This window comes from Pseudomonas sp. LBUM1651, from assembly GCF_059716135.1.
The window spans coordinates 1,999,796-2,024,013 of record NZ_CP166805.1 but is presented as its reverse complement, the minus strand read 5'-3'; the positions used below and the strand labels follow the sequence as shown (position 1 = coordinate 2,024,013).

At 60.7% G+C, this 24,218-nt stretch carries 21 protein-coding genes and 1 other RNA gene; 13 read left to right on the top strand and 9 right to left on the bottom strand.

Annotated elements, in window-relative coordinates:
• The first annotated feature begins 148 nt into the window (after positions 1–148).
• The 11 genes from ACA066_RS09305 to ACA066_RS09255 all read left to right on the top strand — a co-directional run bounded on the left by ACA066_RS09305 (position 149) and on the right by ACA066_RS09255 (position 10,553).
• Entirely contained in the window at positions 149–1,090 is a 942-nt protein-coding gene (locus ACA066_RS09305; protein ID WP_497698966.1) for a metallophosphoesterase family protein, read from the top strand.
• Between the two features lie 150 nt (positions 1,091–1,240).
• Positions 1,241–1,495, top strand: a complete 255-nt coding sequence (locus ACA066_RS09300; protein WP_033055887.1) for a type II toxin-antitoxin system Phd/YefM family antitoxin — start codon at positions 1,241–1,243, stop codon at positions 1,493–1,495.
• Positions 1,495–1,905, top strand: coding sequence for a type II toxin-antitoxin system VapC family toxin (locus ACA066_RS09295; protein ID WP_497698965.1), 411 nt, complete (start codon positions 1,495–1,497; stop codon positions 1,903–1,905). Before ACA066_RS09300 ends, ACA066_RS09295 begins: the two co-directional genes overlap by 1 nt.
• A gap of 207 nt (positions 1,906–2,112) precedes the next feature.
• Positions 2,113–3,528 carry a cytochrome c oxidase accessory protein CcoG gene (gene ccoG, locus ACA066_RS09290; RefSeq protein ID WP_497698964.1) on the top strand — a complete coding sequence of 472 codons (1,416 nt, stop codon included), beginning with the start codon at positions 2,113–2,115 and terminating at the stop codon, positions 3,526–3,528.
• Between the two features lie 11 nt (positions 3,529–3,539).
• Positions 3,540–4,079 (top strand): FixH family protein, encoded by a 540-nt coding sequence (locus ACA066_RS09285; RefSeq protein WP_214381930.1) that lies wholly within the window; start codon positions 3,540–3,542, stop codon positions 4,077–4,079.
• 114 nt (positions 4,080–4,193) lie between these two features.
• Positions 4,194–6,644: a heavy metal translocating P-type ATPase gene (locus ACA066_RS09280; RefSeq protein WP_497698963.1), complete on the top strand. Its 2,451-nt coding sequence runs from the start codon at positions 4,194–4,196 to the stop codon at positions 6,642–6,644.
• A 24-nt stretch (positions 6,645–6,668) separates the two neighbouring features.
• Positions 6,669–6,887: a cbb3-type cytochrome oxidase assembly protein CcoS gene (ccoS, locus tag ACA066_RS09275; RefSeq protein WP_017337529.1), complete on the top strand. Its 219-nt coding sequence runs from the start codon at positions 6,669–6,671 to the stop codon at positions 6,885–6,887.
• Complete coding sequence (locus tag ACA066_RS09270) at positions 6,880–7,563, top strand: sulfite exporter TauE/SafE family protein (RefSeq protein ID WP_497698962.1); 684 nt, start codon at positions 6,880–6,882, stop codon at positions 7,561–7,563. The genes ccoS and ACA066_RS09270 overlap by 8 nt, the downstream gene beginning before the upstream one ends.
• 132 nt (positions 7,564–7,695) lie before the next feature.
• Entirely contained in the window at positions 7,696–9,078 is a 1,383-nt protein-coding gene (gene hemN / locus ACA066_RS09265; protein ID WP_497699837.1) for an oxygen-independent coproporphyrinogen III oxidase, read from the top strand.
• 112 nt (positions 9,079–9,190) lie between these two features.
• Positions 9,191–9,925: a fumarate/nitrate reduction transcriptional regulator Fnr gene (gene fnr, locus ACA066_RS09260; protein WP_008028550.1), complete on the top strand. Its 735-nt coding sequence runs from the start codon at positions 9,191–9,193 to the stop codon at positions 9,923–9,925.
• Positions 9,926–10,004: 79 nt separating this feature from the next.
• Positions 10,005–10,553, top strand: coding sequence for an adenine phosphoribosyltransferase (locus tag ACA066_RS09255; RefSeq protein ID WP_221733278.1), 549 nt, complete (start codon positions 10,005–10,007; stop codon positions 10,551–10,553).
• Between the two features lie 121 nt (positions 10,554–10,674).
• Here ACA066_RS09255 and ACA066_RS09250 read toward each other — a convergent pair whose 3' ends face one another.
• From ACA066_RS09250 to dnaX, 5 genes are all read right to left on the bottom strand, one after another.
• Complete coding sequence (locus ACA066_RS09250; RefSeq protein WP_497698961.1) at positions 10,675–11,823, bottom strand: acyl-CoA dehydrogenase family protein; 1,149 nt, start codon at positions 11,821–11,823, stop codon at positions 10,675–10,677.
• A gap of 184 nt (positions 11,824–12,007) precedes the next feature.
• Positions 12,008–12,610 (bottom strand): recombination mediator RecR, encoded by a 603-nt coding sequence (recR, locus tag ACA066_RS09245; RefSeq protein ID WP_214381918.1) that lies wholly within the window; start codon positions 12,608–12,610, stop codon positions 12,008–12,010.
• Between the two features lie 65 nt (positions 12,611–12,675).
• Entirely contained in the window at positions 12,676–13,710 is a 1,035-nt protein-coding gene (gene curA, locus ACA066_RS09240; protein ID WP_497698960.1) for an NADPH-dependent curcumin/dihydrocurcumin reductase, read from the bottom strand.
• Between the two features lie 267 nt (positions 13,711–13,977).
• The gene (locus ACA066_RS09235; RefSeq protein ID WP_008028561.1) at positions 13,978–14,316 is read right to left on the bottom strand and encodes a YbaB/EbfC family nucleoid-associated protein; all 339 of its coding nucleotides are present in this window, start codon (positions 14,314–14,316) and stop codon (positions 13,978–13,980) included.
• 66 nt (positions 14,317–14,382) lie between these two features.
• A complete protein-coding gene (dnaX, locus tag ACA066_RS09230) occupies positions 14,383–16,470 on the bottom strand; it encodes a DNA polymerase III subunit gamma/tau (RefSeq protein WP_497698959.1) in 2,088 nt (695 codons plus the stop codon).
• Positions 16,471–16,592: 122 nt separating this feature from the next.
• On the opposite strand from dnaX, the gene ACA066_RS09225 reads away from it, so the two are divergent.
• The gene (locus ACA066_RS09225; RefSeq protein ID WP_497698958.1) at positions 16,593–17,327 is read left to right on the top strand and encodes a substrate-binding periplasmic protein; all 735 of its coding nucleotides are present in this window, start codon (positions 16,593–16,595) and stop codon (positions 17,325–17,327) included.
• A gap of 113 nt (positions 17,328–17,440) precedes the next feature.
• Here ACA066_RS09225 and ACA066_RS09220 read toward each other — a convergent pair whose 3' ends face one another.
• The gene (locus ACA066_RS09220) at positions 17,441–19,141 is read right to left on the bottom strand and encodes a putative bifunctional diguanylate cyclase/phosphodiesterase (RefSeq protein WP_497698957.1); all 1,701 of its coding nucleotides are present in this window, start codon (positions 19,139–19,141) and stop codon (positions 17,441–17,443) included.
• 416 nt (positions 19,142–19,557) lie between these two features.
• On the opposite strand from ACA066_RS09220, the gene ACA066_RS09215 reads away from it, so the two are divergent.
• Positions 19,558–19,872, top strand: a complete 315-nt coding sequence (locus ACA066_RS09215) for a helix-turn-helix domain-containing protein (RefSeq protein ID WP_497698956.1) — start codon at positions 19,558–19,560, stop codon at positions 19,870–19,872.
• Between the two features lie 185 nt (positions 19,873–20,057).
• Here ACA066_RS09215 and ffs read toward each other — a convergent pair.
• The 3 genes from ffs to ligA all read right to left on the bottom strand — a co-directional run bounded on the left by ffs (position 20,058) and on the right by ligA (position 24,044).
• An RNA gene (ffs, locus tag ACA066_RS09210) (signal recognition particle sRNA small type) lies at positions 20,058–20,154 on the bottom strand.
• Between the two features lie 128 nt (positions 20,155–20,282).
• The gene (locus ACA066_RS09205; RefSeq protein ID WP_497698955.1) at positions 20,283–21,446 is read right to left on the bottom strand and encodes a zinc-binding metallopeptidase family protein; all 1,164 of its coding nucleotides are present in this window, start codon (positions 21,444–21,446) and stop codon (positions 20,283–20,285) included.
• Between the two features lie 240 nt (positions 21,447–21,686).
• The gene (gene ligA, locus ACA066_RS09200) at positions 21,687–24,044 is read right to left on the bottom strand and encodes an NAD-dependent DNA ligase LigA (protein WP_497698954.1); all 2,358 of its coding nucleotides are present in this window, start codon (positions 24,042–24,044) and stop codon (positions 21,687–21,689) included.
• Positions 24,045–24,218 lie beyond the last annotated feature (174 nt).

The following is a 24,218-nucleotide window of genomic DNA, read 5'->3' as shown; positions in this document are numbered from 1 at the left end:
CCTTCATATTAATAATTGTTCGACTCCTGCAGAACTAAATATACCAACCCATACAAAACCACAAATACACTCTTGTTACTTGAAATGGACTCCCATGAAATATTACAGCTTGAAATGCATAATTCTGTTAACACTCACTTGCGGCCCCATGGTTCATTTGAATGCCAATGAACGTACCCCGCGCCACCTCATATTTGCGTCGAGTCCGAAGTTCCCTTCCAGTGAACAGTCCGATAAAGGCGAAGCGCAATCCACCTCAAACAAGGAAGAGCGTTCACGGTGGTTGATCGATGCGCAGTACACCAGCATCGCTGACTTTCGCAAACAGTCGGGAGGCGCCTCTGCCGTTCCCGTCATGATCAACGGCAACATGACCGCGTCGGGACAACCCGGTGAACGCGCTTACATCAACACGGTTTTGCAGAACAAACTCAGCAACCTCTATGACTACGGCCTGGGCAATCACGACTACGACTTCAACGTCGCTAACTGCGCAAGTTGCGCTGCTGGAAGCGTTGACGACCTGAAGGATCGGTACTGGGGAAAAGTCGCCAACATGGACCTCGCGGCGAGGGCTTCCGGCCTGACGAAAACCTGGTACGGCAGCCTGGCTTACTCTCGGGATTACGGCGACGTTCACCTTGTGCAGTTGCACAACGAACCCACTTACAACGTCAACTTTTCCACCGGTTCGTTTTTCCAGACAACCGCCTATGAAATCACGGCATCTCTCGACTGGCTCGAACGCGATCTGCAACGGGCGCGGGCGCAAGGCAAAATCATTTTGCTGAACTTGCATCAGCCGTTTCACTGGCCGGTCAGGGAAACCGAGATTTTCCGGTTTACCAAGATGATCGAGGACTACGGTGTGACCGCCGTGTTTTCCGCGAATGCGCACAAACAAAGCGGGAAATATGAGTCAAGCAACTACATCTATGGCGACATCCCGTTATTCATGAGCGGTTCGGCGGTTCAGCAAAGCTGGTTGTTTGCCACTTTCTCTGCCGACAGGACGCAACTGACGGTGAACGTCGTCGCGGGCAATGACTGGCGCAACCCTGTCGCGACTCACACGGTCCCGGTCAAGTAACCGGCTGATCGGCGCCAGCATACAAACCGTTGGCGCCGACCTTCGTCACTGCAGCGACGAGCGGTTCGACCATCCTCGTGTATTCGGCTTGCCGCACCCAGGATCAGGTAGTAACGTTTCTACATCACCGCTTTCAGGAGGGCAACCATGATGGCCATCACCACCATCTCCAGCCGCGAATTCAATCAGGACACAAGTAGTGCCAAAAAAGCCACGCGTCAGGGGCCGGTTATCATCACCGACCGTGGCAAGCCGGCTCACGTACTGCTAAGCATTGAGGACTACCAAAAACTGACCGGCATTAACGCCAGCATCGTCGACCTGCTGGTGATGCCGGAAGCGGCAGACATCGAATTCGAAACCGAGCGTGCCGTGATCATTCACCGACCCGTGGATCTGTCCTGATGTTTCTACTCGACACCAACGTGATTTCTGAACTGCGCAAACCCCAGGCCGATGCCAACGTCGTCGCCTGGGCCAAAAGTGTCATCGCACCTCGTATGTTTATTTCGGCTATTACATTGCAGGAACTGGAGATGAACGTTTTGCGCATAGAGCGTCGTGACCCCGCGCAGGGAAAGGTCATGCGTACCTGGCTGAAGCGCCACGTCATGCCGGCCTTCGATGGCAGAGTTCTGCCGGTTGATGCCGCCGTGGCGCTGCGCTGTGCCAGTTTGCATGCCCCGAACCTTGCCAGCGAAAGCAACGCCTGGATCGCAGCAACCGCACTGGTTCACGGCCTTACCGTAGTCACGCGCAACACCAACGACTTCCAATCCAGCGGCGTTACGCTGATCAATCCCTGGGGCGATTGAACGCCGACACCAGCAAAACCGTCCATAATTTCACCAGTCAATTGATTCAAGTCATTACACCGTCGATTGATTTCCACCAACGTGACCAAAGGTCGCACCCTTGCGCTAGAGCTAGAGGCGTATCATTGCGCCACTGCAACACCTCTTTTTGACCGCGGTCGGCATGTACTGACCGAGGCATTTTTCCACTGCCGTGGGATGCAACCGATGAGCAACCAGATTCCGGTACACGACGTTACCCCGCCTGCCAAAAACGCGAACAACAGCGTCGACCTCTACGCCTCTCGAGAAAAGATCTACACCCGCGCCTTCACCGGCCTGTTCCGCAACTTGCGGATGATGGGCGGGGCCTTTTTGTTTCTGTTGTATTTCGGCACGGTGTGGCTGAACTGGGGCGGTCATCAAGCCGTCTGGTGGAACCTGCCGGAGCGCAAATTCTTTATTTTTGGCGCCACCTTCTGGCCCCAGGACTTCATCCTGCTTTCGGGCATTCTCATCGTCAGCGCCTTCGGCCTGTTTTTCATTACCGTGTACGCCGGTCGCGTCTGGTGCGGCTATACCTGCCCGCAGAGCGTGTGGACGTGGATTTTCATGTGGTGCGAAAAGGTCACCGAAGGCGACCGCAACCAGCGCATCAAGCTCGACAAGGCGCCGATGAGCGCCAACAAATTCCTGCGCAAACTCAGCAAGCACGCGATGTGGCTGTTGATCGGCTTCGTCACCGGCATGACGTTCATCGGCTACTTCTCACCGATCCGCGAGCTGACCCTCGACTTCTTCACCGGCGAGGCCGATGGCTGGTCGTATTTCTGGGTCGGTTTCTTCACTCTTGCCACGTACGGCAACGCCGGCTGGTTGCGCGAGCAGGTGTGCATTTACATGTGCCCGTATGCGCGCTTCCAGAGTGTGATGTTCGACAAGGACACGCTGATCGTTTCCTACGATCCGCGTCGCGGTGAAAGCCGCGGCCCGCGCAAGAAAGGCATCGACTACAAGGCTCAGGGTCTGGGCGATTGCATCGACTGCACCATGTGCGTCCAGGTCTGCCCGACCGGCATCGACATCCGCGACGGCCTGCAAATCGAGTGCATCGGTTGCGCCGCCTGCATCGACGCCTGCGACAGCATCATGGACAAGATGGATTACCCGCGCGGCCTGATCAGCTACACCACCGAGCACAACCTGTCCGGGCAAAAAACCCATAAACTGCGCCCGCGGCTGATCGGCTACGCGGCGGTGTTGCTGGCAATGATGGCGTTGCTGGCGGGGGCGTTCTTCATGCGTTCGCTGGTGGGTTTCGACGTCAGCAAGGACCGCGTGCTGTACCGCGAGAACGCCGAAGGGCGGATCGAAAACGTCTACAGCCTGAAGATCATGAACAAGGATCAGCGCGACCACACGTACGTGCTGGAAGCCGCCGGCCTGCCGGACCTGAAGCTGCAAGGCAAACGCGAGATCAAGGTCGCCGCCGGCGAGATTTTCAGCCAGCCGGTCGAACTGTCCATTGCTCCGGAAAAACTGCCATCGAGCACCAACGAGGTGAAATTCATCCTCAAGGATGCCGATGACGAGAGCATCCACGTTGAAGCCAAGAGCCGGTTCATCGGCCCACAAATTCGTTGAGAGAAGTGATCATGCCCGCAGCAAACGCCGCAAGTCCCTGGTACAAGCACCTTTGGCCGTGGATCATCATCGCCATCCTCGCCTGTTCGGTGACACTGACCTTGTCCATGGTGACGATCGCGGTGAACAACCCGGACAACCTGGTCAACGACAACTATTACGAGGCCGGCAAAGGCATCAACCGTTCGCTCGACCGCGAGCTGCTGGCACAGACCCTGCTCCTGCGCGCCAGCGTGCACCTGGATGACGTGACCGGTGAAGTCGACTTGCGCCTGAGCGGCAACAGCCAGCCGAAAACCCTGGAGCTGAACCTGATCTCGCCAACGCAGCCCGAGAAGGATCGCAAGATCACCCTCGCCCGCAGTGAAACCGAACAGGGCCGCTACATCGGTCAGTTGAGCGACAAGGTCGATGGCCGTCGCTTTGTCGAACTGCTGGGCACTCAGGACGACCACATCTGGCGCATGTTCGAAGAAGAACTGGTCAGCCATGACAAGGATCTGCTGCTGGGTGACGAACCGCTGCAAGGCGCTGAAGACCTGAAAAAGTAAAAAGCTGCGCTTCGCGCATTCGCGAGCAGGCTCGCCCCCACAGGTGACCGCGATCCACTGTGGGAGCGAGCCTGCTCGCGAAGAGGCCCTTTCAGACGACATAGATCCAAAATCATGACCACCCCAACCCCCTGCTACCACTGCGCCCTGCCCGTCCCGGCCGGCAGCCGCTTCACCGCTGCCGTCCTCGGTGACACCCGCGAGTTCTGCTGCCCGGGTTGCCAGGCCGTGGCCGAAGCGATTGTCGCGGGTGGGCTGGAAAGCTATTACCAGCATCGAAGCGAAGCCTCGGCCAACCCCGAATCGTTGCCGGTGCAGTTGGTGGACGAGTTGGCGCTGTACGACCGCGCCGACGTGCAAAAGCCGTTCGTGCGCCACGACGGTGAGCTCGCCGAAACCACCCTGTTGATGGAAGGCATCAGCTGCGCGGCGTGCGGCTGGCTGATCGAGAAGCACCTGCGCGGCTTGCCGGCGGTGGCGGAAGCGCGGCTGAACCTGTCCAACCATCGCTTGCACGTGCGCTGGGTCGACGCTCAATTGCCGCTGAGCCAGGTGCTCGGCGAGTTACGCCACATCGGCTACGCCGCACACCCCTATCAGGCCGACCGCGCCAGCGAACAACTGGCCAGCGAAAACCGCCTGGCCCTGCGCCAACTCGGCGTCGCCGGGCTGCTGTGGTTCCAGGCGATGATGGCGACCATGGCCACCTGGCCGGAATTCAACATCGACCTCAGCCCCGAGCTGCACACCATCCTGCGCTGGGTCGCGCTGTTCCTCACCACACCAATCGTGTTCTACAGCTGTGCGCCGTTCTTCAAAGGCGCGATGCGCGATCTGCGCACCCGCCACCTGACCATGGACGTTTCGGTGTCGCTGGCGATTGGTAGTGCCTACATCGCCGGGATCTGGACCTCGATCACCGGGGTCGGCGAGCTGTATTTCGATGCCGTCGGCATGTTTGCGCTGTTCCTGCTCGCCGGGCGTTATCTGGAGCGGCGCGCCCGGGAACGCACCGCCGCCGCTACGGCACAACTCGTCAATCTGCTGCCCGCCTCATGCCTGCGCCTGAGTACTGAGGGCCAGAGCGAGCGGATCCTGCTCAGCGAACTGCGCGTCGGCGATCAAGTACTGGTGCATCCCGGCGCGATCCTGCCGGCCGACGGCAAGATCCTCGACGGCCAGTCGAGCATCGACGAATCCCTGCTGACCGGCGAGTACCTGCCGCAACCGCGAACGCTCGGTGATGCTGTCACCGCTGGCACACTGAACGTCGAAGGCGCGCTGACCGTGGAAGTCCTCGCCCTCGGCCAGGACACCCGGCTGTCCGCCATCGTCCGCCTGCTGGACCGCGCTCAGGCCGACAAGCCCCGACTGGCAGAGATCGCCGACCGCGCCGCGCAATGGTTCCTGCTGCTGACGCTCATCGCATCCGCCTGCATTGGCCTGCTTTGGTGGGAGCTGGACTCATCGCGCGCCTTCTGGATTGTCCTGGCGATGCTCGTCGCGACCTGCCCGTGCGCCTTGTCCCTCGCCACGCCGACCGCCCTCACCGCCGCCACCGGCACGCTGCACAAGCTTGGTCTTTTGTTGACACGCGGCCATGTACTGGAAGGCCTGAACCAGATCGACACGGTGATCTTCGACAAGACCGGGACCCTCACTGAAGGGCGCCTGGCGCTGCGTTCGATCCGCCCGCTCGGCGCACTCGACAGCGATCAATGCCTGAGCCTCGCCGCCGCCCTCGAAAACCGTTCCGAGCACCCTATCGCCCGCGCGTTTGGCCGCGCGCCGCTGGCCGCCGAGGAAGTCCACAGCACACCGGGGCTGGGCCTGGAAGGTGTGGTCGGTGAGCAACGCCTGCGCATCGGTCAACCGGGTTTTGTCTGTAAACTCAGTGACGCCGCCGTACCGTTGATGCCCGATGAAGCGGGCCAATGGCTGCTGCTTGGCGACCGTCAGGGACCGCTGGCGTGGTTCGTCCTCGACGACCGTTTGCGCGTCGATGCGCCCGCATTATTGGAAGCCTGCAAGGCGCGCGGCTGGCGCACGTTGCTGCTGTCCGGCGACACCTCGCCGATGGTCGCCAGCGTCGCCGCGGAACTGGGCATCGACGAGGCCCGAGGCGGCTTGCGTCCGGACGACAAGTTGCAGGTCCTGCAACAGCTGCACAAGGAAGGTCGCAAGGTGTTGATGCTCGGTGACGGGGTCAACGATGTACCGGTGCTGGCGGCCGCCGACATCAGCGTCGCCATGGGTTCGGCCACCGATCTGGCGAAAACCAGTGCCGACGCCGTGCTGCTGTCCAACCGTCTCGACGCGCTGGTGCAAGCCTTCAACCTCGCCCGGCGCACCCGTCGGGTAATCATCGAGAACCTGCTGTGGGCCGGGCTGTACAATGGCCTCATGTTGCCGTTCGCCGCCCTCGGCTGGATCACGCCGGTGTGGGCCGCGGTCGGCATGTCGATCAGTTCGTTGACCGTGGTGCTGAACGCCCTGCGCCTGACTCGCCTGCCGAGCGCGCCGGCCGCCAGCGCCACGCCAGAAACCCGCCCGCTGCCGGCCTGAGCCGCGCGGGCATGGAGCCTTCCCATGCCAGCTCTCTACGTGATGATCCCGGCCGCGCTGCTGATCGTGGCCATCGCGGTCTACATCTTCTTCTGGGCGGTCGACAGCGGTCAGTACGACGACCTCGACGGCCCGGCCCACAGCATCCTGTTCGACGACCAGGATCCGAATCACACCGCTGCGGTCGACGAAGCCAGCGGCCATCCGGTCAAACCGGACGACAAGGCGCCCCCGCATGTTTGAGTTGGCGCCACTGCTGGTGTCTGCGGTGATCCTCGGCCTGCTCGGCGGCGGTCATTGCCTGGGCATGTGCGGCGGCTTGATGGGCGCGTTGACCCTGGCGATTCCCAAGGAACAGCGCAGCCGACGCTTTCGATTGCTGCTGGCCTACAACCTCGGGCGAATTCTCAGCTACGCCACTGCAGGTCTGCTGATCGGCCTGGCGGGCTGGGCGGTGGCGAACAGCCCGGCGGCGATGTTCATGCGCATCCTCGCCGGGTTGCTGCTGGTTGCCATGGGGCTTTATCTCGCCGGCTGGTGGAGCGGCCTGACCCGCATCGAAAGCGTCGGTCGCGGTCTGTGGCGGCACATCCAGCCGGTGGCGAACACATTGCTGCCGGTGTCGAGCTTGCCCCGCGCATTGCTGCTGGGCGCACTCTGGGGCTGGCTGCCATGCGGGCTGGTTTACAGCACGCTGCTGTGGTCGGCGAGCCAGGGTAATGCGCTGGACAGTGCATTGCTGATGCTCGCGTTCGGCCTCGGCACCTGGCCGGTGTTGCTCGCCACCGGGCTGGCGGCCGAGCGCGTCACGGCGCTGTTGCGCAAACGCAGCGTACGCATGGCCGGAGGACTGCTGGTGATGTTGTTCGGCATCTGGACCTTGCCCGGGCCGCATCAGCATTGGCTCATGGGGCATTAGATCGGCGGCGCGCCGTTCGCGGGCCCGAACTGACCATACAAATCCTGACCGTTGATGCAAATCAAGATGCCCCAACGCCACACCCCATAGACTTGCCGACACTGCCAGCCTATCCGGGGGAATGCCCGCATGATGCTCGACGCCATTCGTTGGGACACCGATCTGATCCGCCGTTATGACCTGGCGGGACCGCGCTACACCTCCTACCCGACCGCCGTGCAGTTCGACGGTCATGTCGGCACCTTCGACCTGTTTCATGCGCTGCGCGAAAGCCGCAAGGCCCTGCGCCCGTTGTCGCTGTATGTGCACGTGCCGTTCTGCGCGAACATTTGCTACTACTGCGCCTGCAACAAAGTCATCACCAAGGATCGCGGCCGTGCCCTGCCCTACCTGCAACGCCTGGAGCAGGAAATCCAGCTGATCGCCTGCCACCTCGACCCGGCGCAGAAGGTCGAGCAACTGCACTTCGGCGGCGGCACGCCAACCTTTCTCAGCCATGACGAATTGCGCCAGCTAATGGCCCAGTTGCGCAAAAGCTTCAATTTGCTGGACGACGACACCGGCGACTACGGCATCGAGATCGACCCGCGCGAAGCCGACTGGTCGACCATGGGCCTGCTCCGTGAACTGGGTTTCAATCGCGTCAGTATCGGTTTGCAAGACCTCGACCCGGCCGTACAACGGGCGGTGAATCGCCTGCAAAGCCTGGAAGAAACCCGGGCGGTGATCGACGCCGCGCGGACCCTCCAATTCCGTTCAATCAACATTGACCTGATCTACGGTTTGCCAAGGCAGACGCCCGAGAACTTTGCCCGCACGGTCGACGAAGTGATCAACCTGCAACCGGACCGGCTGTCGGTGTTCAACTACGCGCACTTGCCGGAGCGCTTCATGCCGCAACGGCGAATCAACAGCGACGAGCTGCCGACGCCGGCGCAGAAACTGGAGATGCTCCAGCGCACCATCGAACAACTGACCGCCGCCGGCTATCGCTACATCGGCATGGACCACTTCGCCCTGCCCGACGATGAACTGGCGATTGCCCAGGAAGAATCGACCCTGCAACGCAATTTCCAGGGCTACACCACCCACGGTCATTGCGATCTGATCGGACTGGGCGTCTCGGCCATCAGCCAGATCGGCGACCTGTACTGCCAGAACAGCAACGACCTGAACCAGTACCAGAATGCCCTGGCCTCCACGCAACTGGCGACCAACCGCGGCCTGCTGTGCAACGCCGATGACCGCGTGCGGCGGGCGGTGATTCAGCAGTTGATTTGCAGCTTCAACGTTGAATTCGCCGAGATCGAGCAGGCCTTCAACATCGACTTTCGCGGTTACTTCGGCGAGTTGTGGCCGCAGTTGCAGAGCATGGCCGAGGACGGGCTGATCGAACTGAACAATGACCGGATCAACGTACTGCCCGCCGGACGATTGCTGGTGCGTTCGGTGTGCATGGTGTTCGATGCCTACCTGGATCAACAGAACCGCCAGCGGTTCTCGCGAGTGATCTGACGGTTCATCGCCCCTTTACCGCGATGTGACAAAACGGCACAGCGCTGGCCTGATTGTCTCCCCGTGAGTTACCCTTACGTCTTATGTGTGTTTTCCCACAAGGATTTAAGAAATGTCCGAGCCAGTAAAGCTGCGCGCTCATAACCAGGCCCATTGCAAGGATTGCAGCCTGGCTCCCCTCTGCCTGCCACTTTCTCTGAATCTGGAAGACATGGATGCGCTGGACGAGATCGTTAAACGTGGCCGCCCGTTGAAAAAGGGCGAATTCCTGTTCCGCCAGGGCGACGTTTTCGATTCCGTTTATGCCGTACGCTCTGGCGCCCTGAAAACCTTCAGCCTCAGCGATGGCGGTGAAGAACAGCTCACCGGCTTCCATTTGCCGAGCGAACTGGTCGGGCTGTCGGGCATGGACACGGAAAAACATCCGGTCTCGGCGCAGGCACTGGAAACCACCTCGGTCTGTGAAATTCCGTTCGAACGCCTCGACGAACTGGCGCTGCAACTGCCGCAACTACGCCGTCAGCTGATGCGCGTGATGAGCCGCGAAATCCGCGACGATCAACAAATGATGTTGCTGCTGTCGAAAAAAACCGCCGACGAGCGCATTGCTACGTTCCTGGTCAACCTGTCGGCGCGCTTCCGCGCTCGCGGCTTCTCGGCCAATCAGTTCCGCCTGAGCATGTCGCGCAACGAAATCGGCAACTACCTGGGCCTGGCGGTGGAAACCGTGTCACGGGTGTTCACGCGCTTCCAGCAGAACGAACTGATCGCCGCCGAAGGCAAGGAAATCCATATCCTTGACCCGATCCAGCTCTGCGCCCTGGCCGGTGGCTCGATCGAAGGTTGATTCCGACGATGGCGGCTGAGCGAAACGGTTCAGCCGCCGGTATACTGCGACGTTTGCAGCCTGCCAGGACAACTCGACGATGGTCTTCGACTCCTTCGACATCAAATCCCTGATCCGCCCTGTGATCGACTTCCCGAAACCGGGTGTCATCTTTCGCGACATCACCCCGCTGTTCCAGTCGCCCACAGCCCTGCGCCTGGTGATGGACAGCTTTGCCCACCGTTACGTCGAGGCTGACTTCACCCACATCGGCGCCATGGATGCCCGTGGTTTCCTGATCGGTTCGGTGCTGGCCTATCAGTTGAACAAGCCGCTGGTGCTGTTCCGCAAGCAAGGCAAACTGCCGGCCGACGTGCTGGCCGAGGGTTATGCGACCGAGTACGGCGAAGCCCTCCTTGAAGTGCACGCCGACAGTCTTTGCGAAGGCGATTCGGTGGTGATGTTCGATGATTTGATCGCCACCGGCGGCACGCTGATTGCGGCGGCGAACCTGATTCGGCGCATGGGTGCGCGGGTGCATGAAGCGGCGGCGATCATTGATCTGCCGGAACTGGGTGGGTCGCAGCGGCTGGAGGATATGGGGATTCCTACTTTCTGCCTGACGCAGTTTGCTCTGACCGATAAGTAAGGCGGCGTCTGCACAGGCCTCATCGCGAGCAGGCTCGCTCCCACATTGGATCTGCGTCGTTCACACATCCCCTGTGGGAGCAAGCCTGCTCGCGATGGCGATAGCTGCAACACTGCAAATCTCAAAGCCCCATCTGCTTGCTGATGATCTCGTTCATCACTTCCCGCGTCCCGCCACCGATCGACAGAATCCGATTGTCCCGATAAAGCCGCTCAACCAGACTTTCACGCATGTAACCCAAGCCCCCCAGCATCTGCACCGCATCGGTGGTGATCCGGTCAGCCGTGTCGGTGGCAAAATTCTTGGCCATGGAAATCTCCTTGATCACACTCTGCCCCACCGCCATTTTCGCCGCCTGACGGTAAGTGAACTCCCGTGACACCTCCAACGCGGTAGCCATTTCGGCGAGGCGGTGTTTAAGCACCTGAAACTTGCCAATCGGTTTACCGAACGCCTCGCGCTGACGCGCCCACTTCAGGCTTTCCTCCAGCGCCAGTTGCGCGGTCATGTTGGCCATCAGCGCCAAGGCCAGGCGTTCACTCTGGAAGTTGCCCATGATGCAGGCGAAGCCCATGTTCTCGGCGCCGATCAGATTGCCTGCAGGCACACGGCAATCATCGAAGAACAACTCGGCAGTGTCCGACGCCCACCAACCCATTTTCTTCAACTGGCGGCCTACGGTGAAACCCGGCGTGCCCTTCTCGACCAGCAACAGGCTGATGCCACCGAATCCGGGCGCGCCGGTACGCACCGCGACGGTGTAGTAATCCGCGCGCACGCCACTGGTGATAAAGGTTTTGCTGCCGCTGACCCGGTAGACATCACCGTCGCGTACGGCGCGGGTTTGCAGGTTGGCCACATCGGAGCCACCGCTGGGCTCCGTCACGGCCAGGGCGCTGATCTTCTCGCCGGCCAGCACGGACGGCACGACGCGATCTCGAACGTCGGGCCTGGCCCATTTGAGGATTGGCGGCAATCCGATGTCCAGCGAGCCGAGCCCCGCCACCAACCCGCCGGAGCCGCAGCGCATCAACTCTTCGCTGGCGACGATTTTGGCGAACAGATCACCTTCGTGGCTACCGCCCAGGGCTTCGGGGTAACCGATCCCGAGAATCCCTGCCGCACCGGCCTTGAGGTAGAGCTCGCGGGGAAAGCTTTCAGCTTCTTCCCACTGGTCGATGTCCGGAAGAATCTCGCGCTCGACGAAACGTCTGACGCTGTCACGGACCAATTGGTGGCTGGGGTCGAAGTATTCCTGAAAAGCAGGCATCGGCGAACTCCACTGAGGGGTTCAGCGAAGTTAACCGAGCGCTTGCTTGGTTTTCAACAGGATTGTGTTAATCAGGCAAACCGAGGCGCGCCCTTCGCGAGCAGGCTCGCTCCCACAGGGATTTCGTATGCACCGTAAATCCAGTGTGGGAGCGAGCCTGCTCGCGAAGGCGCCGGGTCAAGCACTACAGCGCTATTGGTTTACGTCCGGCAAACGAATGCGCCAACGTCCCGCCATCCACCAGCTCCAGCTCGCCACCCAACGGCACGCCGTGGGCAATGCGCGACGCGATCAGGCCTTTGTTGCTGAGCAACTGGGCGATGTAGTGCGCCGTGGCTTCACCTTCGACCGTCGGGTTGGTCGCGAGGATGACTTCGGTAAACGTGCCCGCCTCTTCGATCCGCGCCAGCAACTGCGGAATTCCGATGGCTTCCGGCCCGAGCCCGTCGAGCGGCGAAAGATGGCCCTTGAGCACAAAGTAGCGACCACGAAAACCGGTCTGCTCCACCGCGTAGACATCCATCGGCCCTTCCACCACGCACAGCAAGGTGTCGTCGCGACGGGTATCGGCGCATTGCGGGCACAGGTCGTCTTCGGTCAGCGTGCGGCACAAACGGCAGTGACCCACCCCTTCCATGGCCTGGCTCAACGCCGACGCCAGGCGCGAGCCACCGCTGCGATCACGCTCGAGCAGCTGCAATGCCATGCGCTGGGCAGTTTTCTGACCCACACCTGGCAAAATTCGCAGGGCATCGATCAGTTGGCGAATCAAAGGGCTGAAGCTCATGGGGAAACGTCCGACAAAACAACGAGACGCGGTTTATACCCGCGCCTCGAATGAGCGTCAATTATTCAGTTCTGTGCGACCCTCACCACCAGTTTGCCGAAGTTGCGTCCTTCCAGCAGACCGATGAACGCCTCGGGTGCATTCTCCAGACCCTCGACTACGTCTTCGCGGAATTTCACCTTGCCATCACGCACCCACGGCGCCATGGCGCTGACAAACTCCGGCTGACGGTCACCGTAGTCATCGAACACGATGAAGCCCTGAATCCGCACACGCTTGGTCAGCAACGTGCGCTGCAATTGCGGCAGGCGATCCGGGCCGGTGGGTGCCTCGTAGGCGTTGTAGGTAGCGATCAGGCCGCACAGAGGAATCCGCGCCTTGGGGTTGAGCAGCGGCAGTACCGCATCGAAGACTTTGCCCCCCACGTTTTCGTAATAGATGTCGATGCCCTGGGGACACGCCAGTGCCAGTTCTTCGGCGAAATTCGGGCTCTTATGATCGATGCAGGCATCGAAGCCCAATTCATCCACCACATAACGGCACTTGTCCGCGCCGCCCGCCACACCGACCACCCGCAGGCCCTTGATCTTCGCCACCTGGCCGACCACCGACCCCACAGCGCCGGACGCCGCAGCGACCACCAGGGTTTCGCCGGATGTGGGCTGGCCGATGTCCATCAATCCCATGTAGGCGGTCATCCCGGGCATGCCAAGCACGCCCAGCGCCATCGACGGGCTCGGCAGCCCGGACGGCACCGGAATGATGTTGCGACCGTCGCTGATGCTGTGGCTCTGCCACCCGGTAGCGCCGACGACCAGATCACCTTCATGAAACTTGGGATTCAGCGAACGCTCGACCCGGCTGACAGCACCACCGGTCATCACCTCGTCGATTTCCACCGGCGCCGCGTAGGACGGAGCATCACTCATGCGACCGCGCATGTAGGGGTCCAGTGACAGAAACAGGGTCTTGAGCAACACCTGACCGTCGGCCAGGTCCGGCAGCGCTTCCCGTTCCAGGCGGAAATTCTCTGGTGTCGGCGCGCCAACCGGGCGGGACGCCAGGACGATTCGTTGGTTGAGGGTCAATGCTTCTGGCATGCGAGCGTCTCCTTTGAACGATGAATTCGGCGGTATAGGGGAGCAGACCTTTGTGGCGGTAGGGTGTTCGATGTTTCTGCTCAAGGACCGAGTTGACTTCTTCGCGAGCAGGCTCGCTCCCACATTGGAATGCGATCAACCTGTGGGAGCGAGCCTGCTCGCGAAAGGGCCCTCATAAACACTACATCTCCAACAGACAGAAACAAAAATGCCAGGCGCAATGCCTGGCATTTTTATTTAGTAGCTCATCCGACGCGCCTTGGCGAATCAGAATGGCAGTTTCATGCCCGGTGGCAATTGCATGCCAGCGGTCATGCCGGACATTTTGTCCTGGCTGTTGGCTTCGATCTTGCGCACGGCGTCGTTGACGGCGGCGGCGAACACGGCCTCCAGCATTTCCTTGTCGTCTTCGCTCAGGCCTTCGACCAGGCTTGGGTCGATGGTCACGCGCTTGACGTCGTGACGACCGGTCATCACCACGGTGACCATATCGCCACCGGCCTTGCCGGTGACTTCGGCGTTGGCCAGTTCTTCCTGCATCTTGGCCATTTTTTCCTGCATCTGCTGCGCCTGCTTCATCAGGCCGGCCATGCCACCTTTCATCATGGGAATCACCTCAAAGTACTTGGATAAAAACAGCGTCCGGCCCATGCGGCCGAACGCCTTCAGTTATTAGCCCTGACTGGCCAGGGCTTCGACAGGTTCAATAGTATCGTTACGGACCACCGCACCGAACTGCTGCATCATTTGCTGGATGAACGGATCACCGTGGATCGACTCCTCGGCCTCGCGCTGACGGTTTGCGCGGCGCCGGAACGCGGCCTGGGCCGGGGTCTCCTGCTCGGGCTTGATCAGCTCCATGCTCAGGGTCAGCGTGCGCCCGTGAAACTGGTTCAACGCATCGTTGAGACGACGCTGCTGGGTCGCGTTGAACAAGGCGCTGTGGGCCGGATCCAGGTGCATCAGCCAATGGTCGCCCTCCACGGAGATCAGCGTGCAGTTGGCGGCGATGCTGCCGGTCATGCCGGAAATCGGCAGTTTCGGGAACAGCTCCAGCCATTGCAGGGCCAGACCGGTAGCGGGCATGGCCGCCGGCTCAGGCTCGGGCTCCGGCGCTGGCTCGGCGGTATGTTCACTCGCCAGTTCATCGAGGTAGCTGTAAGCCGAATCCATGTCCGGCTCGATGTAATCCTCATCCAGCGGCGGCTCGTCGTCGGGGTCGATACCCGGTGTAGCGGCGTCGACATCGGCGACGGACGGTTCCGGGATTGGCGCAGCGGCCCACTCCGGCGCGTCCGGCACAACGCTGTCAGGCGTCGGCAACGGCATTGGGGGCAATTCGGGTTGTTCGCTGGCTGTTTCCAGCACCGGCTCGACGGCTGGCTGCTGAACGACTTCGGGCTCTACCGGGTCGTTCCATGGCAGATCGACGACGGCTTCAACCGCGACTGGCTCGGGCACGACAACCGGTTCAGGCACGACAACGGGCGCGACCAGCTCAGGCTCTGGTGCGGGAACTGGAGCAGGAACTGGAGCAACAACCGCAGCGACCGGTGCAACTGCCGCAGCGACTACCGGCGCGACAACCGGCGCGGCAGCCACTGAGTTTGCGGAATCAACTGTGGCCTGGCTGATCCCCACTGGCTTTAGCGGTTGCCTCGGCGCGTCTTCGGTGTCTGCGGGCCGGAACGCCAGCATTCGCAGCAAGACCATTTCAAAACCACCGCGAGGGTCCGGCGCCAGCGGCAAATCGCGGCGGCCGATCAGGCCCATCTGGTAGTAGAACTGCACGTCTTCGGCCGGCAAGGCCTGGGCCAGCGCCAACACCCGATCACGGTCGCCGTGACCATTGTCGACACCTTCAGGCAAGGCCTGGGCGATGGCGACACGGTGCAGCACGTTAAGAATTTCCGAGAGCACGCCGTTCCAGTCCGGGCCTTGTTCGGCCAGATGACGGACGGCTTCGAGCAACGCCTTGGCGTCGCCTTCGATCAGCGCATGCAGAACGTCGTAAACCTGACCGTGATCAAGCGTCCCGAGCATTGCCCGCACGTCGGCGGCCATGACTTTGCCCTCACCGAAGGCAATCGCCTGGTCAGTCAGGCTCATGGCGTCGCGCATCGAACCATCGGCGGCGCGGCCCAGCAGCCACAGTGCATCGTCTTCAAACGGCACGTTCTCGACGCCCAGTACGTGGGTCAAATGCTCGACCACGCGTTCCGGGGTCATGTTTTTCAGGGAGAACTGCAGGCACCGCGACAGAATAGTTGCAGGAAGTTTCTGCGGATCAGTCGTCGCCAGAATGAATTTGACGTAGGGCGGCGGCTCTTCGAGGGTTTTCAGCAGCGCATTGAAGGAATGGCTCGAGAGCATGTGCACTTCGTCGATCAGGTAGACCTTGAAGCGCCCGCGGCTCGGGGCGTACTGCACGTTGTCGAGCAGCTCGCGGGTGTCTTCGACCTTGGTCCGGCTCGCGGCGTCGATCTCGATCAGGTCGACGAAGCGGCCTTCATCGATCTCACGGCACACCGAACACTCGCCACAGGGCGTCGAAGTGATACCTGTTTCACAGTTCAGGCATTTGGCGATGATCCGCGCGATGGTGGTCTTGCCGACACCGCGCGTCCCGGTAAACAGGTAGGCGTGGTGCAGCCGCTGGCTGTCCAAGGCATTGATCAGAGCCTTGAGCACATGGGTCTGGCCGACCATTTCGCGGAACGAGCGCGGACGCCATTTACGTGCAAGAACCTGATAACTCATCGAAAACCGTCGCCACGAAGGAACACAAGCGGCTAATGCTAGCGGAGCAAGGCCAAAATTGCATCCGGTGCGCTCGTCTAATCTGGCTAAGATGCTCTTTGGGGGTATTTATCGGAGTGTTTATGCGGCTGGCCTTGGGGGCACTGCTGTTGATCAGCCTGAACAGCGCTGCCACCGAAGCGCCGTTGCGTTTCGTGGTGCCCGACAGTTGGGCGATGCCGATGGTGCAACTGGATCGCGGCCGGCCAACCCGGGGCATCCTGCATGATGTGATGGTCAGCCTCGCCACCCAGGTCGGCGTTCCGGCCGAATTTCACGTGCTGCCCCGGGCGCGGGTGCAAGGCGCAATGGAACACGGCGAGGTCGATGTTCGCTGCTATGCCGCGCAGTCGTGGCTGCCGAATCCCGGGGACTACCTCTGGAGCATTCCGCTATGCAATCAGCCCGGCGTGCTGATCAGCCGGCGGCAACCGGAGATCGCGGTTACTCCGGCAAACTTGCCGCGACAAACCATCGGTACGGTGCTCGGTTACAGCTACCCGGCCCTGCAGCCACTGTTCGATGCCGGCCGCCTGATTCGCGAAGACGCGCGCAACCAGGATCAAGTGCTGGACAAGCTTCTGGCCGGACGTTATCGCTATGCCGTGAGCAACCAGTGGACGCTGGACTGGTTCAATCAACGCTTGCTGCCTGACCGGCAACTGCAAGGCGTGGCGGTGCTGCAGGAGCAGATTGTCGGTTGCTACGTGCGCAATGATCCGAAAGTGCCGGCGCAACGAATTCTGCGCACCCTGCTGAGGATGAAAATGTCCGGGGAAATCGATGACATCATCCGGCTTTACGTCGGGAAACCGTAAAAACCTGTGGGAGCGAGCCTGCTCGCGAAGGCGGCGTGTCATTCAGCACTAGTGTCAACTGATACACCGCTTTCGCGAGCAGGTCGCTCCCACATTTGATCTTCGTACGAGCCTCAGGCTGTTTGATCAAGCCCCCGCCATTGCAGCGGCGCAACAAACCCTTCGACCCAGCCCGGCACCTCCGCCGCCGGCATCGGTCGAGCGATGAAGTAGCCCTGGGCAACGTCGCACCCCAGCTGCAACAACAGCTCACCGTGCTCGATGCTTTCCAGCCCCTCGGCGATCACCTGTCGGCCAAACGCCCGGGCCAGGCCAATGACCGCCGTGGTCAGGGCCAGGTCGTCGTGATCATGCAGAATGTCGCGGATAAACGACTTGTCGATCTTGATGGTCTGGGTGCGCAAGCGCTTGAGGTAGCTCAGCGATGAATACCCGGTGCCAAAGTCACCCAATGAAAACTGCACCCCGAGGGCCTGACAGGCCTGCAAACAAGCGCTGACATGCTGGATGTTTTCGATGGCCACCGATTCGACGATTTCCAGGTCGAGCATCTGTGGCGCGACCCGGGCATGCCGGGCGAGCACCTGCCTGAGGCGGTCGACGAAATCCGCCCGCTGAAAATGCCGGGCGGCAATGTTGACGCTGATCGGCCAGCCCTGCCCCGCCTGCTGCCAACGGTCCAACTGCAACAACACCTGATCCATCACCCACTCACCGATTTCGATGATCAGATCCGTTTCCTCCACCAGCGGCAGAAACTCCCTTGCCGGCACCGTGCCGTCTCGCGGGTGCTCCCAGCGCAACAGCGCCTCGAAGCCGACGACAACACCGTGACGCATATTGACCTTGGGCTGGAAATACAGGCGCAGTTCACCGGCGGCCAGCGCCTGGCGTACCCGTTCGACGGTCTGGTGAGTGGCCTTGACCTCTTGGTCCCGGAACACATCGAACAAATGAAAACGATTGCGCCCGCTCTGCTTGGCCACGTACATGGCCTGATCGGCGTGACGCAGCAAGGTTTCGGCATCTTCGTTGTCGTGGGGAAACAGGGTGACGCCGATGCTGGCATAGACATTCAGGGCCTTGCCCTGCAGCGCGTACGGTGCGGAAATCGCCCCCAGCACTCGGTTCAGCGCCGCGCGCAACTCCGGCACATCAAGCACATAACGCAACACCAGCACGAACTCGTCACCGGCCAGCCGCGCCACCACATCCTCGCCGCGAACGATGTCGCGCAGACGCTTGGCCACTTCCACCAGCAGCAGATCGCCACTGGCATGCCCGTAGCCGTCGTTGACCGCCTTGAAGCCGTCGAGGTCGAGCATGCACACCGCCAGCGGAATGTTTTCCTCGCGGGAGAAGGCTAGCGCCTGATCCAGCAAATCCGAGAGAAACGCGCGGTTGGGCAGCCCGGTCAGCACGTCATGGCCGACCCGCCACTGCAATGAATGCAGCAGTTGGCGTTTTTCGCTGATGTCGAAACGAATCGCCAGGTAACGGTGGATTCGCCCGGTGGCGTCATCGAGCACCGGCACCAGGGTACTTTCGACCCAATACAGACGGCCATCCTTGGCGCGATTGCAGATCTCGCCCTTCCAGACATTGCCCAACGCGATGGTGCGCCACATCCCGGCAAAGAAATCAGCGGAGTGCAAACCGGAGTTGAGCAGGCGATGGTTCTTCCCGAGCAGTTCATCGCGGCTATAGCCGGACACGGCGCAAAACTGATCGTTGACGTAGGTAATCCGGCCGGTCAGATCTGTCTCGGAAAAAATGGCGGCGGCATCAACGGCCCTGCGGTATTTCTCATCCATGAGTCAGGCTCGCTGTCGCTAGCGGTGGTACCGCTCGACCAGCGCACAATGCCCGGAAGAGATGTTTTGAATCGTACTGCGCAGAGCCACGTGATCACTCCATTTACAGCGATTGATGGCCCATTGGCCGCCGAAGATCAACTAGGCTCAAAGACCTTGATAAAGGGCAGCAACAACGATTTCGGTAACATTTTGCAAGGCCTCAGGACCGCTTCAGCGCTCCGCATACCGCTCGAGGGAGCGCAATGCTGGCTCTTCCATATCAGCCGAACTTCCGAAAACAGATCACCGAATACCCCTTTGGATCGGCGATTCTACGAAATGCATCACATTTTGCAAAGCAAGGTGATGAATCATGCGGTTGTCTAATGCAAAAATCTATCGTTAAGTTCTTGATTATAAATGGGAATTGAGCGATGCAAATTTCAAGTTTGGGTCCAGCCATCCGGCGTTACCGCAAGGTCGCGGGGCTTACTCAGGCTGAACTCGGCGAAAAAACCGGTTTTGACCCCAAAACCATCAGCCGCTTCGAAACCGGCACCTACACTCCCAGCGTGGAAGCCCTGTTCCTGCTTGCCGACGTGCTGGGCGTGAAGCTGAAAGCCTTTTTCGCAGATTTGGGCGACGAAGATGAACAGCGGGCGTACCTGTTCGCAGTCATAAATAAAGCCACCCCGAAGGATCTGGGAAAGCTGATTGCAGCGGTTGACCAGGCCTTGTCCAAGCCTTAGTGGCAGAAATGAAAAAAGGAGGCCGACTTGTCGTGGTTCGACAGGTCGGCCTCCTTTTTTTGCGCCGTTTCCAAAAAAATGGAAACGACGAAAATCCGCCCTGGACGAGATCCATGGCAGAACAATAAAACGGTATTTTTTGATGGATAACGCGAGAGAAGGCTCGCGAGGCGTTATGGAGGCAACCCCACCAGCCACACCCCGGCACACAATGTTCCCGCTGTGGCTGCTTCCTTCCGGATCTGACCAGGTTCACGGGTAATCGTTGCGGGGGGACCGATGGGATCACCATAACGACGCTCACCTGACGGCGAGCCGCGCCATTGTACCTGTCTGAGACGAAGTTACAACCGTTCGGATGGATTAAAAAATATGAACGGCTTCAAGGACATGCAGTACGGCTGAAAATCCTATTGCGCCAACACCTCATCAGCCTTGCCGCCCTCCTGCTGGATCACCAGGTGAATGAAGTGCAACTTGGCGATCACCGCCGGCGGCAGGACGAACGGGTAGAAATCCGGCTGGCCCATGCTGCGCGAGAGTTCGTTGAGCATGCCGGCCAGTTCGATCCAGGCATTGACGAAGGACAGGAACGCCGCGCCGCCCGGATGCTGCGGATCGTAGAGCGTTGTGGGCGGAAATGGCTGGTAGTCGAAATCCATTTCCCTCGCGCTCATGCCAAAACCGAGGGCAGTGTCCACCGCATCCATCATGTGCAAGTAGTGCGCCCAGGTTTCCGCCCAGTCCTCCCATGGATGCATGGTGGCGTAGGCGCTGACGAAGTGTTGCTGCCAGTCGAGCGGTGCGCCCTGTTGATAATGGCGTTCCAGGGCGTCGGCATAGCTCGCGCGCTCATCGCCGAACAACCCGCGAAACGGTTCCAGCCACTGACTGTTGGCGATCAGTCGATCCCAGTAGTAATGCCCGACTTCGTGGCGAAAATGCCCGAGCAACGTGCGATAGGGTTCGCGCATTTGCACGCGAATCTGCTCGCGGTGGGCGTCGTCGGCTTCCTTGATATCGAGGGTGATCAGGCCGTTGGCATGGCCGGTGGTCGGCGGTTTGCCTTCGAGGTCGACGCCAATGAAATCGAAGGCCAGACCGGTTTCTTCATCCACGGTTTTGGGGATGACCTGCAAACCCAGGCTGACCAACTGCGCGACCAGGCGACGCTTGGCGGTTTCGACCTTGCGCCAGCGTTCGTGATTCTCAGGAATCGATAAATCGGGAATGGTGCGATTCAAGCTACAGGCGACACACAACGCATCATGATCGTTGGCCGGCAACAGCCAGTTGCACGCGGCAGGGGAATCGAGATTGGCGCAGCGGCGGAACACACCGGCGTCGGGATCGGCGTCCAGAACCCAGGTGTCCGCCTGCAAGCCGGGTTGCAGCGACGACAAGCGACTGTGTTCAGGTTGATAACCCAGCGCCGCCGAACAGGCCAGGCACTGGCTGTTGCGAAAAAACAGCGACTGCCCACAACGGCAATGCCAGACCTTGCTGTTGCGCGAACGCTCGCCGGTGAAGGGCGCTGCAATGCGCGAGCTGAGCTGTTCGAAGAAGCGGTGCATGGCGATCTCTCCCTGGGGCTTGCCAAGACTAGATCATTGCGGCGCGAAGATCGTTCCGTGTTCTTTGTGGCGAGGGGGCTTGCCCCCGTTGGGTCGCGCAGCGACCCCCTATTCATTCCGCCTAGTTTCTACAGACACACCGCATTCATCGGTTTTACGACGGCTTCGCCGCCGAACGGGGCGGTGCGGCGTTCCGACGAGCCCCCTCGCCACAGGATTTCACTCATCCAAGGTTTAGTGTCAGATCGGGATGCCGTGTTTCTTCAGAAACTCGATAAACGCCTCTTCATCCAACACTTTCAGCCCAAGCTCATTGGCCTTGGCCAACTTGGAGCCGGCACCCGGCCCGGCCACCACGCAATGGGTCTTGGCCGACACCGAGCCGGCCACCTTGGCGCCGAGGCTTTCCAGTTTGTCCTTGGCGACATCACGGCTCATCAATTCCAGCGAACCGGTCAGCACCCAGGTCTGTCCCGCCAGCGGCAGCCCTTCGACGACCTTCTTCTCGCTCTGCCAGTGCATGCCGAAATCGCGCAGCTGCTTTTCAGCGGCCTCAGCAATCTGACGATTGTCCGCAACCGCAAAAAATTCGCGGACCGAATTGGCCTGTTTCTCCGGCAGCGCCTGACGCATGTCCAGCCAGTCAGCGCCGAACACGCCTTCCAGCGAACCGAACTTGTCCGCCAGTTTCTGCGCCCCACCCGGCCCGACCGAAGGAATGTGCAACTTGTCGAGGAAACCGCCCAGCGTGGTGCTCGCCGCAAACTCGGCGCCCAGGTCGCCCTGATCCTGAATCTGCAGGCCATGCCTGAGCAGATCCGCGATCACCTGCTGGTTATGCGCATCTTCAAAGAAGCTGTGGATCTCGTGAGCCACTTCCAGACCGACATCCGGCAAGTAGGTGAGCACGTGCGGCAATGCTTGCTGAACCCGCTCCAGCGAACCGAGAGAGCGTGCCAGCACCTTGGCCGTCTCCTCGCCGACATCGGGAATGCCGAGGGCGTAGATAAACCGTGCAAGGCTTGGTTTCTTGCTGTCTTCGATGGCGCTGAGCAGCTTCTTGCTCGACAGCTCGGCAAATCCCTCCAGATCGACAATGCCGTCAAATTTCAACGCATAAAGATCGGCCGGAGAACTCACCAGGCCTTCATCGACCAGTTGCTCGACGCTTTTATCGCCCAGCCCTTCAATGTCCATCGCGCGACGGGAGACAAAGTGAATGATCGCCTGCTTGAGTTGCGCACCACAGGCCAGTCGACCGACGCAGCGATACACCGCGCCTTCACTCACGGTCTCGCGACCCTTGCTGCGCTTGACCAGTTGCGTGCGTTCGACATGGGAACCGCAGACCGGGCACTTCTGCGGAATCTGCACCGGACGCACATCATCCGGACGGCGCTCCATGACCACTTGCACCACTTGCGGAATCACATCGCCCGCACGGCGGATGATCACGGTGTCGCCGATCATCAGGCCCAGACGCGCGACTTCGTCCATGTTGTGCAGCGTCGCATTGGCCACGATGACGCCCGCCACCTTGACCGGTTTCAAGCGCGCCACGGGTGTTACTGCACCGGTACGACCGACCTGGAATTCCACGTCGAGCAACTCGGTGAGTTCTTCCATGGCCGGAAATTTATGGGCGATTGCCCAGCGTGGCTCGCGAGCGCGAAAACCCAGCTCACGCTGTGAGGCGATGCTGTTGACCTTGAACACCACGCCGTCGATCTCATAGGCCAGCCCGTTGCGGCGCTCACCGATGTCGCGGTAGTAATCCAGGCACTCATCAATGCCGTGCGCCAGTTTCAGCTCGCGACTGATGGGCATGCCCCATGCCTGAAGCTGCTTCAGATTGCCGATGTGCGTGTCGGCAATGTCCGCCGAAACCTGGCCGATGCCGTAGCAGCAGAACTCCAGCGGGCGGTTGGCAGTGATCTTCGAATCCAGCTGCCGCAAACTGCCCGCCGCCGCGTTGCGCGGGTTGGCGAAGGTCTTGCCGCCGACTTCCAGTTGCGTAGCGTTGAGCCGTTCGAAACCCGCTTTGGACATGAACACTTCGCCGCGCACTTCGAGGGTCGCCGGCCAGCCGCTGCCTTGCAGTTTGAGCGGAATATTACGTACGGTGCGAACGTTGACACTGATGTCTTCGCCGGTGGTGCCGTCGCCGCGCGTCGCGCCACGCACCAGCACACCGTCCTGATAAAGCAGGCTGACCGCCAGGCCATCGAGCTTCGGTTCGCAGCTGTATTCCACCGCCGCACCACCGCCGAACAAGTCGCCGGCCGGCAGATCGAGGCCTTCCGTCACCCGACGATCGAACTCGCGCATGTCGGTCTCTTCAAAGGCGTTGCCGAGGCTGAGCATCGGCACTTCGTGACGCACCTGAGTGAACGCTGACAGCGCCGCGCTGCCGACGCGCTGGGTCGGCGAGTCGCTGGTGATGAGGTCAGGGTTGGCCGCTTCAAGGGCCTTGAGCTCATGGAACAACCGGTCGTACTCGGCGTCCGGAATGCTCGGTTCGTCCATCACGTGGTAGCGATAGTTGTGCTGGTCCAGCTCAGCGCGCAGCTCTAGAATGCGGGTTTTGGCGGCGGTCATGGGTGTTCTCTCATAAAGCAAAAGAGCAGCCGAGGCTGCTCAATGTTGATGCGGCGCAAATTCATTGTAGGAGCATGGCTTGCCCGCGATGGCGTCCTTGAGATCGCCATCGCGAGCAAGCTCAGCTCCTACAGGGTGCAGGAGCCGCGGCGCGATCTCCCGCACGTTGCCAAT

What these genes read in the sequence shown, in the direction of transcription:
- ACA066_RS09215 (WP_497698956.1), top strand. Translation starts at nt 19,558, where the DNA reads ATGCAAATTTCAAGTTTGGGTCCAGCCATCCGGCGTTACCGCAAGGTC.
- ACA066_RS09225 (WP_497698958.1), top strand. Translation starts at nt 16,593, where the DNA reads ATGCGGCTGGCCTTGGGGGCACTGCTGTTGATCAGCCTGAACAGCGCT.
- ACA066_RS09250 (WP_497698961.1), bottom strand. Translation starts at nt 11,823, where the DNA reads ATGCCTGCTTTTCAGGAATACTTCGACCCCAGCCACCAATTGGTCCGT.
- fnr (WP_008028550.1), top strand. Translation starts at nt 9,191, where the DNA reads ATGTCCGAGCCAGTAAAGCTGCGCGCTCATAACCAGGCCCATTGCAAG.
- ACA066_RS09270 (WP_497698962.1), top strand. Translation starts at nt 6,880, where the DNA reads ATGTTTGAGTTGGCGCCACTGCTGGTGTCTGCGGTGATCCTCGGCCTG.
- recR (WP_214381918.1), bottom strand. Translation starts at nt 12,610, where the DNA reads ATGAGCTTCAGCCCTTTGATTCGCCAACTGATCGATGCCCTGCGAATT.
- ACA066_RS09255 (WP_221733278.1), top strand. Translation starts at nt 10,005, where the DNA reads ATGGTCTTCGACTCCTTCGACATCAAATCCCTGATCCGCCCTGTGATC.
- ligA (WP_497698954.1), bottom strand. Translation starts at nt 24,044, where the DNA reads ATGACCGCCGCCAAAACCCGCATTCTAGAGCTGCGCGCTGAGCTGGAC.
- ACA066_RS09205 (WP_497698955.1), bottom strand. Translation starts at nt 21,446, where the DNA reads ATGCACCGCTTCTTCGAACAGCTCAGCTCGCGCATTGCAGCGCCCTTC.
- ACA066_RS09235 (WP_008028561.1), bottom strand. Translation starts at nt 14,316, where the DNA reads ATGATGAAAGGTGGCATGGCCGGCCTGATGAAGCAGGCGCAGCAGATG.
- ACA066_RS09305 (WP_497698966.1), top strand. Translation starts at nt 149, where the DNA reads ATGGTTCATTTGAATGCCAATGAACGTACCCCGCGCCACCTCATATTT.
- ACA066_RS09295 (WP_497698965.1), top strand. Translation starts at nt 1,495, where the DNA reads ATGTTTCTACTCGACACCAACGTGATTTCTGAACTGCGCAAACCCCAG.
- ACA066_RS09300 (WP_033055887.1), top strand. Translation starts at nt 1,241, where the DNA reads ATGGCCATCACCACCATCTCCAGCCGCGAATTCAATCAGGACACAAGT.
- hemN (WP_497699837.1), top strand. Translation starts at nt 7,696, where the DNA reads ATGCTCGACGCCATTCGTTGGGACACCGATCTGATCCGCCGTTATGAC.
- ACA066_RS09280 (WP_497698963.1), top strand. Translation starts at nt 4,194, where the DNA reads ATGACCACCCCAACCCCCTGCTACCACTGCGCCCTGCCCGTCCCGGCC.
- ACA066_RS09285 (WP_214381930.1), top strand. Translation starts at nt 3,540, where the DNA reads ATGCCCGCAGCAAACGCCGCAAGTCCCTGGTACAAGCACCTTTGGCCG.
- ACA066_RS09220 (WP_497698957.1), bottom strand. Translation starts at nt 19,141, where the DNA reads ATGGATGAGAAATACCGCAGGGCCGTTGATGCCGCCGCCATTTTTTCC.
- curA (WP_497698960.1), bottom strand. Translation starts at nt 13,710, where the DNA reads ATGCCAGAAGCATTGACCCTCAACCAACGAATCGTCCTGGCGTCCCGC.
- dnaX (WP_497698959.1), bottom strand. Translation starts at nt 16,470, where the DNA reads ATGAGTTATCAGGTTCTTGCACGTAAATGGCGTCCGCGCTCGTTCCGC.
- ccoG (WP_497698964.1), top strand. Translation starts at nt 2,113, where the DNA reads ATGAGCAACCAGATTCCGGTACACGACGTTACCCCGCCTGCCAAAAAC.
- ccoS (WP_017337529.1), top strand. Translation starts at nt 6,669, where the DNA reads ATGCCAGCTCTCTACGTGATGATCCCGGCCGCGCTGCTGATCGTGGCC.